Source organism: Dyella jejuensis (assembly GCF_044904675.1).
Lineage (GTDB): Bacteria > Pseudomonadota > Gammaproteobacteria > Xanthomonadales > Rhodanobacteraceae > Dyella_B > Dyella_B jejuensis.
Genome location: NZ_JADIKJ010000005.1, coordinates 160,320 through 175,595, shown reverse-complemented (window position 1 = coordinate 175,595; position 15,276 = coordinate 160,320). Strand labels below are relative to the sequence as shown.

The 15,276-nt window shown below is 63.7% G+C and carries 8 protein-coding genes; 5 read left to right on the top strand and 3 right to left on the bottom strand.

Features of this window, described 5'->3' with window-relative positions:
- Positions 1–388 precede the first annotated feature (388 nt).
- Complete coding sequence (locus ISP15_RS06545) at positions 389–1,750, bottom strand: S41 family peptidase (protein WP_404546300.1); 1,362 nt, start codon at positions 1,748–1,750, stop codon at positions 389–391.
- 157 nt (positions 1,751–1,907) lie between these two features.
- Positions 1,908–3,110, bottom strand: coding sequence for a murein hydrolase activator EnvC family protein (locus ISP15_RS06540; RefSeq protein ID WP_404546298.1), 1,203 nt, complete (start codon positions 3,108–3,110; stop codon positions 1,908–1,910).
- Between the two features lie 280 nt (positions 3,111–3,390).
- On the opposite strand from ISP15_RS06540, the gene gltB reads away from it, so the two are divergent.
- From gltB to ISP15_RS06515, 5 genes are all read left to right on the top strand, one after another.
- Complete coding sequence (gene gltB, locus ISP15_RS06535) at positions 3,391–7,821, top strand: glutamate synthase large subunit (protein ID WP_404546358.1); 4,431 nt, start codon at positions 3,391–3,393, stop codon at positions 7,819–7,821.
- Positions 7,818–9,251, top strand: a complete 1,434-nt coding sequence (locus tag ISP15_RS06530) for an FAD-dependent oxidoreductase (protein ID WP_404546296.1) — start codon at positions 7,818–7,820, stop codon at positions 9,249–9,251. The genes gltB and ISP15_RS06530 overlap by 4 nt, the downstream gene beginning before the upstream one ends.
- Positions 9,252–9,711: 460 nt before the next feature.
- The gene (locus ISP15_RS06525; protein WP_404546294.1) at positions 9,712–12,567 is read left to right on the top strand and encodes a TonB-dependent receptor; all 2,856 of its coding nucleotides are present in this window, start codon (positions 9,712–9,714) and stop codon (positions 12,565–12,567) included.
- Between the two features lie 351 nt (positions 12,568–12,918).
- Entirely contained in the window at positions 12,919–13,800 is an 882-nt protein-coding gene (locus ISP15_RS06520) for a methylglyoxal synthase (protein WP_404546292.1), read from the top strand.
- A 261-nt stretch (positions 13,801–14,061) separates the two neighbouring features.
- Positions 14,062–14,823 (top strand): NRDE family protein, encoded by a 762-nt coding sequence (locus ISP15_RS06515; protein ID WP_404546290.1) that lies wholly within the window; start codon positions 14,062–14,064, stop codon positions 14,821–14,823.
- Positions 14,824–14,853: 30 nt separating this feature from the next.
- Here ISP15_RS06515 and ISP15_RS06510 read toward each other — a convergent pair whose 3' ends face one another.
- Positions 14,854–15,255 carry a YchJ family protein gene (locus ISP15_RS06510; protein ID WP_404546288.1) on the bottom strand — a complete coding sequence of 134 codons (402 nt, stop codon included), beginning with the start codon at positions 15,253–15,255 and terminating at the stop codon, positions 14,854–14,856.
- Positions 15,256–15,276: the final 21 nt, after the last annotated feature.

Below are 15,276 nucleotides of genomic sequence, written 5' to 3'. Positions count from 1 at the left end.
ATTCAACGCCTTGCTCCTTCGTGCAGAGAGCTGGATCTTGCGGCAAAGCGCCATCAAAGTACTGCTTTGCATGGGTTCTGTCGCGAGGTTTCCCCCTCACCTCATCCTCTCCCCGCAGGGGAGAGCAGGAAGGGCGTTGGTGGCCTCGCGAATTTCAACTCCCGCTCTCTGGAGAAGGAAGGCGACGGCCCGCAAGCTGACACCCTCTCCCTTTCGGGGGAGAGGGTTGGGGCAACCTTGCGATGAAGATTGGCATCCGGCTGCCCCAGAACAGACAGCCTGAAAATAGGTCAAGGCAAGGCATCGCGCTTCGCCCCAATCCTTTCCCCAGCGGGCCTTTTCTCGGCGAGGAGGCGAACGCAACGGGCCGTTCTTTGATGCGCCTGCCTCAGCGCGCGGCGGCGGCAGGCAATCCGGCGTCGTGGCGTAGCGCCAATCCCTTCAGGACATTCAGGGCCTGCGACAAGGCGTAGTCGCTGGTCGCCAGCTTGGCGTTTTCCGCGCTGCCATCGTTGTTGATGTTGCCGCCGGTCGAGGCGACTTCATTGGCGAGATGATGTGGCAGGTCGGCTTCGGAACTGATGGGCTCCTGCGAGTCGTCCACTTTGGATACGGCCAGGTCCGCCAGCGCGATATCCGGCTTGATGCCTTCGGCCTGGATCGACGTGCCATTGGGCGTGTAGTAACGCGCGGTGGTGAGTTTCACCGCATGGTCGGCATCGAGCGGCAGTACCGTTTGCACCACGCCCTTGCCGAAGGTACGGCGACCGACGACCAGCGCGCGATGATTATCCTTCAGCGCGCCGGAAACGATTTCTGCCGCCGAGGCAGTGCCGTTGTCGGTGAGCAACACCATCGGCGCTCCGTTCAGCAGGTCGCCCGGGTGCGCCGAGAAGGAGAGGTTGGCATCGGGCAGGCGTCCGCGCGTGGTAACGATGATACCCGCATCGAGGAAATCGTCGCTAACGGCCACTGCCGCGGTAAGCAATCCGCCGGGATTGGAGCGCAGGTCCAGGACCGCGCCTTTCTGCGGACCGTTCTTCTTCAGGAGATCGCCCAGCTTCCGTTCCAGGTCGCTGGCCGTGTCGTCCTGGAACTGGCTGATGCGGATGTACGCATAGCCCGGTTCAAGCTCGCGCACTTTCACGCTGGTCATGGAGATGCGTTCGCGGGTCATGGTCATGCTGACCGGCTGGTCCGCCTTCTCATGCAGGATGCCCAGGGTGACCTTGGTGCCGGGGTCGCCGCGCAAGGCATCGAACATGCTGTCGATATTGTCGGTGTCGACCATCTTGCCGTTGATCGCGGTGATCACATCGCCGGGCTTGATGCCGGCGCGCGAGGCGGGGGTATCGTCGATCGGCGAGACAATCCGCAGCAGGCCGTTGTCTTCCATTACCTCGATACCGAGGCCGCCATACTGTCCGGTGGTGTCCTCGTTGAGTTCCTGCAGGCCTTCCTTGTCGAGGTAGGCGCTATGCGGGTCCAGGCCGGCGAGCATGCCCTTGATCGCGTCGTTCATCAGGGTCTTGTTATCGACCTTTTCCACGTAGGCCTGGCGGATGATCTGATAGACGTGGGCAAAATTGCGCACGTCATCCATATCCACCTGGTCGGCCGGCGCGGCGCTGCTCGATGCCGTTGCCGGTGCGTCGTCGCTACCGGCCGCTGCCGTATCCGGCGCCGCCTGCGCCTGCAGCAAAGGTGCCGCCAGCAAGAGGGCGAGCAGGCAATGGCGGGGAAAACGCATGGGGCAAACTCCACTGGAAAAGATGTGATGGCGGCGTTGAGACCGCCACGAGCGACCGGAATTCAACCTTGAAAGAATACGCCGATCTTGCTTGCGGGAATGTTTTCGAAACGTTTCGGCTGCCTGCCTGGACGCTCGGACGGTCGCTGTGCTTCGATCACCGGCGCTGGCTGAGCCAGGTTCGCGGATCGACCGGCTTGCCGTCGTGACGGAGTTCGAAGTACACGCCGGTGCTATCGCTGGTGGTAAGCATGGCGGTACCCAACGCCTGGCCGGCGGCGACGTCGTCTCCGACCCCGTGCAGCAGGGTTTCGTTGTTGCCGTACATGCTGAGCCAGCCGTCGCCATGGCTGAGGATGATCAATTGCCCGTAGCCGCGCATGAAATGCGCGTAAACCACCCGGCCGGCAGCTACGGCATGAACTTCGCTGCCGCGCGGCGCGGCAATCAGCACGCCATTGCCGAAGCTGTGCACCGCGCCGGCCGCCGGCCAGGGCAAATTGCCGCGGATGTTAGTCGGGATCTTGCCCGGGCCGCCTGGTACGGTGGGATTGGCGCGGGCTTTGCGCGCCGCTTCGCGGGCGGCTTCGTCGATCGCTTTCTGCAGCTTGGCCAGCAATTCGTCCAGCGCTTGCGCGTTCTGCTTCATTGCCGCCAGCTTCTGCGCCTGGTTCTTGTATTGCGCGTCGATCTGGCCGGCCAGCTGTTGTTGCGTCTTGCGCTGCTGTTCCAATGCGCTGGCCTGTTGCTGGCGTTGCGCGCGGGTTGCCTGCAAGGCTTGTTGTTCGATGGTGATCTGGTTTTGCAGATCCTGCAGCTTGGTCAGCTCCGCCATCAATTGCTGGACCTTCTGCAGGCGATCCTGCTGGAAATATTTCGAATAGGCGAGCGAGCGCGCAATGCGCGCGATGTTTTCGTCGCCGAGCAGCAGGCGCAGGTCCGAACCTTGGCCGACCGCATAGGTGGCGCGAAGGAGGTCGGCGATGGCGGCGCGCTGGCTATCCAGGTTCTTGTCCAGCTCTGTTCGTTGCGTTTGCAACTGATCCAGCTGTTGCTGCTTGGCGGCGATCTGCGCATCGGTGTCGCGCACGGCGCGAGCGGCAGCGGCTACCGCATCCGATTGCCTGGCCAACGTGGCGTTCGCGCTGTCGCGGCGAGCGGCTGTGTCGGCCTGTTCCTTGGCCAGTGCCTGCATCTTGGCGCGCAGCTCGGCCAGCTGTTGCCGGGCTTGCGCCTGTTCGGCCTGGCCTTTGGCGTCCTGCGCCGCCTGGACCGGCGCCAGCGCAGTGGTGGAAAGGGTTATCGCGCAGGCGATAAGCGGGAAAGCGAGCAGGCGCAAGGTTCGGGAATGGGTCGGCATGCAGGCGATTATGTCGGAGCTGGCCTCATCCGGCGAGATGCCGCGGATGGCGCCGCCAAGCGCTCTGGCAGCCTTTGCCGCGCAACTGGTCTGTTAGCGCGCACTGTCACGCCGCGACGGTCTTTTTCATTTGGACGTCTAGGCGGCTTTGACGCGACGCACAACTTGTGCGTAAAGTCGGGCCGTAAGCCCTCACCGCGCTGCTTGCCGTTCCTTCGACGGCAGGCTGTTTGCGCCCCCAGCCAGCCGGAGCAAGCCAAGAGGTTTTTCGATCATGTCGGTGGCACCACGTTTGTACGACGCCAGTTTTGAACACGATAGCTGCGGCTTTGGCCTGGTTGCCCAGATCGATGGCCGCGCCAGCAAATGGATCGTCGATACAGCGTTCGAGGCACTGGCCAAACTTTCCCATCGCGGCGGCGTGAATGCCGATGGCGTCAGCGGCGACGGCTGCGGCGTACTGATCCATCATCCGAAGGCCTGGCTGCGCACGCTGGCGTTGGAAGCGGGCATGCCGCTGGGCGATCGTTTCGCCGCCGGGCTGGTGTTCCTCGATGCGGCGGATGGCGAGCCCGCCAAGGTGCTGGAGCGCTACATCATTGAAGAAGGCCTGCGCGTGGCCGGCTGGCGCGAAGTGGCGGTGAATGCGCAAGCCTGCGGTCCGCTGGCGGCCGCGGCCCGGCCACAGGTGCGGCAGATCTTCGTCGATGCCGCCGGCGACATGGACGATGCCGGCTTCGAACGCGCCTTGTTCCGTGCGCGGCGCCGCGCCGAGACCGCGCTGCTCGACGATCCGCAGTTCTACGTGGTGTCGTTGTCCGCGCAGGTAATCGGCTACAAGGCGATGGCCGCGCCGGGGCGCCTGCGCGAGGTGTTTGACGATCTGCGGCATCCGGCGCTGGTCGCGGACGCGGTGGTGTTCCACCAGCGCTTCTCCACCAACACCACGCCACAGTGGCGACTGGCGCAGCCATTCCGGCTGCTGGCGCATAACGGCGAGATCAACACCATTCGCGCCAATCGCCGCTGGATGCAGACGCGCGCGGAAATCTGGCGTTCACCGCTGGTGGAACTGGGCGACATCGGCCCGTTCGTGCGCCAGTCGGGCTCGGACTCGGAAAGCCTCGACAATGCACTGGAGCTATTGCTGGCGGGTGGCCTGGACCTGCTCGCCGCGATGCGCGTGCTGGTGCCGCCGGCGTTTGCCGCGCGCGAAGGCATCGACGAGGACCTGGCAGCGTTCTACGAATACTACGCACTGCACAGCGAGCCTTGGGATGGGCCGGCCGGCCTGGTGATGTGCGACGGCCGTTACGCGGCGTGTACGCTCGATCGCAATGGGCTGCGTCCGGCACGCTGGGCCTTGTCCGACGACAATCACCTGATCGTCGCGTCCGAAGCTGGCCTATGGGATGTGCCCAGCGCGCACGTGGTTGCCAAGGGTCGCCTCGCGCCCGGTGAAATGATCGCCGTGGACTTCGTCGCGCGCCGCCTGCTGCGCGATGCCGATATCGATGAAATCAACCGCAAGCGTGCGCCTTATCGCGATTGGCTGCGCGGCGGCGTGAGCTACCTGGAGTCGGACCTGATCGACCCTTCGCTGGCGGCCGAGCCGTTGGCGGCGGGTCAGTTGCGTTGCTACCAGAAACTGTATGGTCTTTCGCGCGAAGAACGCGAGACCGTATTGAAGGTCATCGCGGAACTGGAAGCGGAAGCCACCGGTTCGATGGGTGACGACACGCCCGTCGCGGCCATGTCGCGCCAGGTGCGTCCCCTGTTCGATCGCTTCCGGCAGGCGTTCGCGCAAGTGACCAATCCGCCGATCGATCCGCTGCGCGAAAAGCTGGTGATGTCGCTGGTGACGCAGATCGGGCCGGAAGGCAACGTGTTCGATCTGAAGCCGGAAAACGCCAGGCAAATCCTGATCAATTCGCCGATCCTTTCGCAACGCAAGCTGCGCCAGCTGCTGGCGATGCCGCAATACGTGGAAGCTCCGCGCTTCGATTTGATGTACGCGCCGGAGGAAGGCCTCCAGGCCGCGCTCCGGCGCCTGTGCCACGACGTGGCGCAAGCGGTGCGCAATGGTTGCGCACTGGTTTTCCTCAGCGACCGCTATCCGCAGCGCGATCGATTGCCGATCCATTCGCTGCTGGCCACCGGCGCCGTGCACGCGCATCTCATCGACGAAGGGCTGCGTTGCCAATGCAATATCGTGGTGGAAACCGCCACGCCGCGCGATCCGCATCAGTTCGCCTGCCTGATCGGTTTCGGTGCCACCGCGATCTATCCATGGCTGGCCTACCAAAGCCTGTTCGAGCTCGGTCGCGAAGGGCACATCGAAGGCGATCGGCAAGAGATCGGGCGCAGCTATCGCCGCGGTATCCGCAAGGGATTGCTGAAGATCTTGTCGAAGATGGGTATCTCGACCGTAGCCGGCTATCGCGGCGCGCAGCTGTTCGAGATCATCGGGCTGGCGCCGGAAGTGGTGGCGCTGTGTTTCCCCGGCACGCCGTCGCGCATCGGCGGCGCGGGCTTTGCGGAGCTGGAACACGAGCAGCGCCTGCTGGCGGCCGAGGCATGGAACGAAGCGCTGCCGCTGCGCGCCGGCGGGCTCTACAAATACGTGCACGGCGGCGAGTACCACATGTACAACCCGGACGTGATCGGCAGCCTGCAGAAGGCAGTGCGTACCGGCAAGCCCGACGACTACCGCGCGTATGCCGAGGTGGTCGATCACCGTCCACCGTCCGCCCTGCGCGATCTGCTCGGCCTGAAACTGGCGGCTACGCCGCTGCCGTTGCAGGAGGTGGAACCGGCCGCGGCGATCCTCAAGCGTTTCGATTCGGCCGGCATGTCGCTGGGTGCGTTGTCACCGGAAGCCCACGAAGCGTTGGCGATCGCGATGAACCGTCTCGGTGCGCGCAGCAATTCCGGCGAGGGTGGCGAAGATCCCGCACGCTACGGCACCGAGCGCGCATCGAAGATCAAGCAGGTGGCGTCCGGGCGTTTCGGTGTCACGCCGGCCTACCTGGTCAATGCCGAAGTGCTGCAGATCAAGGTCGCGCAGGGCGCCAAGCCCGGCGAAGGCGGACAACTGCCCGGCCACAAGGTCGATGCCACGATCGCGCGCCTGCGCTACGCCAGGCCGGGTATCGGCCTGATCTCGCCGCCGCCGCATCACGATATCTATTCCATCGAAGACCTTGCCGAACTGATCCATGACCTCAAAGAAGTGAATCCCGCGGCATTGGTTTCGGTAAAGCTGGTTTCGCACGCCGGCGTCGGCACGGTCGCCGCCGGCGTGGTGAAGGCCGGCGCCGACCTGATCACCGTCAGCGGCCACGACGGTGGCACCGGCGCCAGTCCGCTGACCTCCATCAAATATGCCGGTACGCCGTGGGAGCTGGGCCTGGCGGAAACGCAGCAGACCCTGCGCCGCAATGACCTGCGCGGGCGCGTGCGGTTACAGACCGACGGCGGCCTGAAGACCGGCCTGGATGTGATCAAGGCGGCCCTGCTTGGCGCGGAGAGCTTCGGCTTTGGGACCGGGCCGATGGTGGCGCTGGGTTGCAAGTACCTGCGTATCTGCCATCTGAACAACTGCGCGACCGGCGTGGCGACCCAGCATCCGGTGTTGCGCAAGGATCACTTCATCGGTCTGCCCGAAATGGTGATGAACTACTTCAGCTTCATTGCCGAAGACGTGCGCGCACATTTGGCGCGGCTCGGCGTGCGCACGCTGGGTGAGATCGTCGGCCGCACCGACCTGCTGGAGCAGCTCGAAGGCGGCACGCCGGTGCAGGACAAGCTCGACCTCACGCCGCTGATCGACGGCGCCGGGCTGAGCGCGCGCAGCGATTTTGCCTGCACGCTGGCGCGCAATCCCATGCGCGACGAGGCCGAGCTTGCTTCGCGCATCGATGCCGATACCGCCGACGCGGTAGTGAACAAGGGTGGCGGCAGCTTTGCCTACCGCATCACCAACACTGACCGCGCCATCGGTGCGCGATTGTCCGGCGAGGTCGCGCGCCGTTATGGCGATCACGGCATGGATGCCCATCCGATCGAGTTGAAGCTGGAGGGTGCGGCCGGACAGAGCCTGGGCGCCTGGAATGCCGGCGGCGTGCATATCGAACTCGTGGGGGAGGCCAATGATGGCGTCGGCAAGGGCATGGCCGGCGGCCGCATCGTGGTGCGCCCACCGGCCGACGCGCCGTATGCCAGCCAGGATGCCGCGATCATCGGCAACACCTGTCTGTATGGCGCGACGGATGGCGAACTTTATGCGGCCGGCCGCGCGGGCGAGCGTTTTGCCGTGCGCAATTCCGGCGCGCTCGCGGTGGTCGAAGGCGCCGGCGATCACTGCTGCGAATACATGACTGGCGGCGTGGTCGCCGTGCTGGGCAAGGTCGGCCTGAACTTCGGTGCCGGCATGACCGGCGGCTTCGCCTACGTGCTCGATCTGGAGCGCGATTTCGTCGACTGCTACAACCACGAGCTGGTCGACATCCTGCGCATTTCGCCCGAGGGGATGGAAAACTACATGCAGCATCTGCGGAAACTGGTGACCCGCCATGTCGAATTGACCGGCAGCGACTGGGGCCGGCAGATCCTGCGCGACTTCCGTGGCCTGCAATACAAATTCTGGTTGGTGAAACCCAAAGCCGCAAGCCTCGCCGTGCTGGCCGAAGAACTGCGGAGGGCGGCATGAGCGCAAAGCTTTTCCAGTTTCTCGATGTACCCCGGCAGCCGCCGCGCACGGTCCCGGTGGCGGTCCGCGTATTGGGCTACGGCGAAATCGGCGGTGACTTCGCCTCGCCGCAGGCCACGACCCAGGCCGAGCGCTGTATCGATTGCGGCAATCCGTATTGCGAGCACGCCTGCCCGGTCCATAACTACATTCCCAACTGGCTGAAGCTGGTGCAGCAGGGCCGCATCCTGGAAGCGGCCAGCCTGATGCACGAAACCAATCCCCTGCCGGAAATCTGCGGTCGCGTGTGCCCGCAGGATCGCCTGTGCGAAGGCTCCTGCACGTTGGAGCAAACCGCGTTTGGTTCGGTGACGATCGGCAGCATCGAGCGCTGGGTCACCGACGAGGCGTTGCGCCAGGGCTGGCGTCCGGATCTTTCCGGCGTGCGCGAAACCGGCCATCGCGTCGCCGTCATCGGCGCCGGTCCCGCCGGCCTCGCCTGTGCCGATCGTCTCCGGCGTGCCGGCGTTGCCGTCGATGTCTACGATCGCCAGCACGAGATCGGTGGCCTGCTCACCTTCGGCATTCCACCGTTCAAGCTGGACAAGGCCGTGGTGCGCACGCGGCGCGAGGTGCTGGAAGGCATGGGTGTGCGCTTTTTGCTTGGGCGCGAGATTGGGCGCGACGTTGAATTCGGTGCGTTGCTCGACGATTACGATGCCATTTTCGTGGGCACGGGCGCCTACACGTTTGTCGACGCCCGGCTGCCTGGGAGAGAACTGCGGGGCGTGCACGACGCCTTGCCATTCCTGATTGCCAACACCGAACGCCTGCTGCGCGACGAACCGGCATCCGTATTCGATTTCCGCGACAAGCATGTCGTGGTGCTCGGTGGTGGCGATACCGGCATGGATTGCAATCGCACTGCGATCCGGCTTGGCGCCGCGTCGGTCACCTGTGTCTATCGCCGCGACGAAGCGGGCATGCCCGGTTCCGCACGCGAGGTGAATTACAGCCGCGAGGAAGGCGTGGCCTTCTTGTTCCAGCGTCAGCCCGTGGCGATCCTGGATAATGGAAATGGACAAGTACGCGGCGTGCGCCTGGTGGAAACGCAATTGGTCGATGATGGCGACGGACGTCCAAAACCGCGGAATGTTCCGGGCACCGAATCGGAGATCGTGGCCGACGTGGTGATCCAGTCGTTCGGCTTCCTGCCCAGCCCGCCGGATTGGCTGGCCACGCACGGCGTCGAGCTGTCGCCCTCCGGCAAGGTCATTACCGGCGCCGCCGGCAGGTTGCCGCAGCAGACCAGCCATCCGCGCATTTTTGCCGGCGGTGACAATGTGCGTGGTGCGGACCTGGTGGTGCGCGCGGTCTACGATGGCCGGGAAGCCGGTGGAAGTATCGCCAGCATGCTCGCCACATCGTTGAAATCGGCGGCGGCTGGCTGATAAGCCACTCCGCTTTTCGCTTATGCCCGCCCGCGGCCCCTGTGCAAGGACGCGGTAGTGCGCGGCATATACACCTTCCGCACGCCGAACCGATCCGATGCCCTCTGGCCTCCCGGCGCGGAAGATGCCCTGTGGAAGGGCGCGCCGCGCGCCAAGGGCAATCCGTTAAGCGGCTGTCATCTCCTTTGCGGGAATCCCTGCGGTTTGTTCCCTTCCGATAACGCCGCCTGACGGCAGTCCCTCCCGGAAGTCCTTTCAATATAAGCATTAGCGCGCAGAGCTTGAGAAATAGCTCGCGGTTCGTCGCCGCAAGAAATTACGTGATGTTAAGGACTTGTCTGACGTGTACAGGGTGTGGAAGACTTCAGCAGTGTCCCCACACGCCCAACATCCCCACTCCTCTAAGCGTTAATTCCTGTTGGGCGTTTCACAATCAGCTGTACCTTGGAGGGTATTCAAAATGACTCGTAATAAGCTTGCGCTCGCTTTGGCGGGCCTGCTGCTGGCTCCGATTGCTGGAGCCGCCTTCGCCCAGACCGCCCCCACCAGCCAGGATCAGTCGCAACAGCCGGCTGCAGACCAGGGCAACCCCAAGCAGTTGCAGACGATCACCGTGACCGGTTCGGCCCTGCCGCGGGTAGATACGGAAACGCCCTCGCCGGTGACCGTGATCACCGCACAGCAAATTGCTCGCAGCGGCTACACCACGATTTCCGATGTGGTCCGTTCAATTTCCGCGGACAACAGCGGCTCGATTCCGAATGCGTTCACTAACGGTTTCGCAGCGGGTGCTTCGGGCGTTGCTTTGCGCGGTTTGACCGTGAACTCGACTCTGGTGCTGATCGACGGTCATCGCGCCGCCGACTACCCGGTCTCCGATGACGGCGAGCGTTCGTTTGTCGACCTCAACACGATTCCGCTTGCTGCCGTCGAGCGCATCGAAGTGCTGAAGGACGGCGCCTCTTCGCTGTACGGCGCCGACGCGATCGCTGGCGTCGTCAACATCATCCTCAAGCCCGGCTACAAGGGCGTGGAAGCGACTGCCGACATCGGCAATTCGCAGCATGGCGGCGGCTTCACCAAGAAAGCCACCTTCCTTGCCGGCGGCGGCGACCTGGACACCGATCACTACAACGCCTATTTCAGCGCGCAGTATGAGATGGACAATCCCATCTTCAATCGTGAGCGCAGCTATCCGTTCAACACCGCCGATCTCTCTGGCATCGGTGGTCCGAACAGCGCCTTTGGCAATCCCGCCACCTTCCGTGGTTCGACCGTTGGCGCCGTAGCGCCGGGTACACTGACCAACCCTGCGGCCGGTTACATCGGCGGCGTGACCCAGGTTCCAGGCTCGTCGTACCAGCCATTGGGCGCTTGCAACAACGGCACTACGCTCATCAACACGCCCGGCGTGGGCAGCTATTGCCAACAGAATCAGGTGGGCCAGTACGGCGAAGTGCAGCCGCAGACCGAGCAGGGTGGGCTGTACGGCCGCGTGACGTTCAAGATCAACGACACGACCAAGGCCTATGTATCGGCTAGCTACATGGAGTCGAAGCTGTGGGCGCAGTTCGCGCCGCAGCAGGTCCAGGTCTCCACGCCGAACAATACCAACGGTATCGCTCTGCCCCCCGTGCTGACCACTGGCCCGAATGCCGGCAAGCTCAACCCGAACGATCCGTTTGCGGCAGCGGGCCAGTACGCGCTGCTCAACTATGCCTTCGGCGACATTCCGCAGAACAATACCTACGATAACCACAACGCGCGCGTGGTGGGCGATATCTCCGGTACGGCTGGCGAGTGGAACTACGATGCCGCGGTCATCATCAACCATGATTGGCTCGATACGCAGCAGACCGGCTTCATCAGCTACGCAGCTTTGCAAAGCGCCATCACCAGCGGCGCGTACAATTTCGTGACCCCGGCCGCCAATAGTGCCGCCGTGCTATCGGCACTGTCGCCCAACCTGTCCAAGACCTCCACTTCTGACCTGGATTCGTTGGACCTCAGCGCCACCCGCGAATTGTTCGATCTCCCAGGCGGCGCCTCGGGTCTGGCCGTGGGTGCGCAGTTCCGTCGTGAAGCGCAAAACGATCCGGCACTCAATCCCGACCAGCTCTACCAGGGCCTGGGTATTGCGCAGACCCGTGGCCAGCGCGATGTGAGCGGCGCTTACGCGGAATTTGACATGCCGCTGCTCGACTCGCTTGAGCTGGACGCCGGCGGCCGCTTTGACCATTACAGCGACGTAGGTAACAACTTCTCGCCGAAGGTCGGTTTCAAGTGGAAGCCGCTGGATTGGGTCGCGGTCCGCGGCACGTTCTCCAAGGGCTTCCGCGCACCGAGCTTTGCTGAGAACGGCTCCAGCTCGGCCGAAGGTTTCGTTACGCTGAATCCGTCGCAGTACACCAGCTTCGTGAATGCCCACAATGGCAGCGCTTACGCCACGGTGCCCTATAGCTTGGCCGAGTACACGATCGCCAACCCGAACATCAAGCCGGAGAAGGCCACCAACTTCACCTTCGGTGTGGTGTTGCAGCCGACTAGCTGGCTGAATGCTTCGATCGACTACTACGACATCAAGAAGACCAATGTCATCACCGGACCTGACTTCGGCGATGCGATCAACAATTACTTCGCCACCGGCGCTACCGGCATCCCGGGCGTCACCGTGATCCCGGACAAGGCTGACTCGGCGGCGCCCACCGCGCTGGCGCGTCCGGCCGAATTCATCGGCGAATACATCAACGCCAACTCGCTCAAGACCGACGGCATTGATATCGACCTGCAGGGCCACTGGGACTTCGGCAGCATCCACTACATCAGTGAGCTGTCGGGCACGCAGATCTTCAACTGGCGCATGGTGCTGCCCAATGGCACGGTGGAATCGTTCGCCGGCACCCAGGGACCGTACAACCTGTCCTCGGGCGCCGGTACGCCGAGTATTCGTGGATCGTGGTCCAATACGGTCGAATACGGCCCGCTGACCGTCACCGGTACCGTGTATTACACCAGTGGTTACTCCGAGACGGCGATGGACGTGGGCGTGGGTCCTGGCTCCTGTCTGGCGCTCAACGCGGCCGGCACGGCGTTCCTGCCGTCCAACTGCCGTGTCAGCTCGTTCACGGATTTCGACCTGACCGGCAGCTACGACATCACGCACAACGTTGCCGTGACCGCGTCGATCATGAACGTGTTCGATCGCAAGGCGCCGTTTGATCCGGCCAACTACGCGGGCATCAACTACAACCCGACGTATTCTTACGCTGGCATCGTTGGTCGCTTCTACAACGTGGGCGTGAAGGTGAAGTTCTAAGCCCCAGGGCAAAGAACCGTCCTGCTGTAACGTGCGGCGCGTCGGGAAACCGGCGCGCCGCTTGTGTTTGCACGGTACGAGCCAACCGACGGATTATTGATACGGCCATGCCCATCCGTTGAGCGTGTCTTTCTCGCTCGTATTGAGTCGTCTCCGGTTCGTCCTGCTTTTAGCCGCCGCCATTGCAGCCGGGCCAGTGAAGTTAGTGTTACCGCTCGTCACGCTGGTGATGTATGCAGTGGATTTGCTTGTAGCATCCGATGATGCTGATGTACCTCATGGCGGAGCATGTTCGCTTCAATTGGCATGTGTCAGGGCTTCATTGAGCTAAGCAGATCAAGGGGAAACACCATGCGCATGGGCCTTGCCGCCAACGCGCTTCACCACGACCATGATGACGCGGCGCTGTTCCGCTGGCTGCGCCAGTGCGAGCCGGGCATTCGCGAATTGCGGCTCGGTTTGCATGCGGTAGGGCGGACCTATGCGGCGATCGATCGCGCCGGCCTGCTCGCCGATTACCCTGGGCTGGTGCGCTATCCCTATGGCCACGAAGGTGGCTTGATGAAACTGGTGGCGGAAGTGGTGGGCATGCCTGGTGCGGAGCGGGCACTGGATGGCGCGATCTATCTGATCAATCCGGTAGACCCATCCTCAACCTTTCCCGAAGCGGTGGCGCTGAAGCGCCAATGCGTGATCCACCAGAAACCCTTCATTTCGACGCTTGCCTCGGCGCGTGATTGGATCGAGATGGAGCGTATCCACGCCGGATTGCCTCCCGATCCCGGTGCCGATGCGTTGCACGCGCTGGAACAGCAGACTATTGCGCTGATCGCGCACGACGCAATGAAGCCGCAGATGGTGGCGTATGCGGCGGATCATTTCGACGTGCTCTCGCGCTTCGCACGTCGCATCGCCACCGGCACCACGGGCCAGCAGCTGAACGAGCTGGCGTGGAGCCAGGGCTGGCCGCAGGAGCAGCCATGGGTGGAGCGCTACCAGAGCGGCCCGATGGGCGGCGACGCACAAATTGCCGACATGGTGCTGGAGCGCTGCTGCCAGCGCGCGATCTTTTTCGAAGACGCACATGTCGCGCGCCAGCACGAGGCCGATATCCAATTGCTGGAACGTGCCGTCACCACGGTAACGGACGAGGCCGTCTGCATGACGTCGCCGCGCGTCGCCATGCGTTGGGCCGAAGCGGTGAGGCGGCGCAGGGGCCTGCGCGCGGGCTAGGCCCTGTCCACCTTATTCGCGCGGCCCGCGCCGCGCGCTGTTTGCTCGCTAGAGAGGGAAGCGCGAGAAGGGGCATGTCCGTACACACGCGAGTGATGACGCCGCCTGGCGGGCAAAACAGCCCTGGGCCTTCCGATTGCGTGGTCGTCATGCGGCAGGACGCGGCTTGGCAGCCACGCCTGCGCCGCACTATGCCCGACGGCCACGCAACGCTAACGTGGGCTACGCGAATAGTGCGAATCGCCCTAAGATGTAAACCTTATGTGCCTGATCGCGTTTGCCTGGCAAGTCCATCCCCGCTGGCGGCTGCTGCTGGCCGGCAATCGTGATGAATTCCATGCCCGGCCGAGCGCGGCCTTGGCGCGTTGGAACGATTTGCCGATCATTGGCGGCCGCGATCTGGAAGCGGGCGGAACGTGGTTGGGTGTTACCGAAGCGGGACGTTGCTGCGTGGTAACCAATGTGCGCGATCCGCGCGATCCGCAGCATGGCGTATCGCGTGGCTTGCTTGCCACGGATTATCTCGCCGGTGCGGACGATGCGCCTGGGCATGCGCGCAAGCTGCTCGCGGCGGCGACCGGCTATCGTCCATTCAACTTGCTTACGTTCGATGCCGGTCACGGTTTCTATATCGGCAACCGTCCGACGGCCCGGGCGCAGCCCATTGCGGCCGGCGTGCATGGCCTTTCCAACGCCGATTTCAATACGCCGTGGCCGAAGACGCGGCTGCTGATGGAGCGCTTGCAGGCATGGATGGACGCAGGCCGCGACGCGGATTTTGCGCCGATATTCCACGCGCTGGCCGACGAACGGCCCGCGCCAGACGAAGCGCTGCCGGACACCGGCGTGGGATTGGAGCGCGAGCGCTGGTTGTCATCGGCGTTCATTCGGGGCGAGACCTATGGCACCCGCGCCAGCACGATCGTGGCCATCGGCTATGACGGAAGCGGACTGGTGATCGAGCGACGCTTCGGGCCTTCGGGACATTTCGAGGGCGAAAGCGAATGGCGCTGGATCGCCTGATGTGCCTTCCGATGGCGTTTGGCCGTCTGTTCAATGTTCCGGAAAATGGCCGTCCAAATAATACCAGCGGTCGTGCTTGCGCACGAAACGGCTGATTTCATGCATGCGCTGCGCCTTGCCGCCGCCGTGGCGAAGACGCGCCACGAATTCCACCGTGGCCTCATCGCCCTCCTGCGCGTGATGCTTGACTTCCAGGCCGAGCCACGTGGGCGAAGGGTGTTGCGCCGCGAGATTCAGGCTGGCGGGACGTGTATCGGGGTGCCAGGTGGCGAGCAGGTAGTCTTCACGCTTGAGCACATAGGCGCTGTAGCGCGAACGCATCAAGTGCTCGGCGGTGGGAGCGATATCGCCTTCGTGCAGTGGCCCGCAGCAGCGCGCATAACCGGCGGCGTTGCCGCAAGGGCAGGGTGTGAGCGTGTCGATGGCTTGCAAGGCTGCGTCCGGCGATGGCTA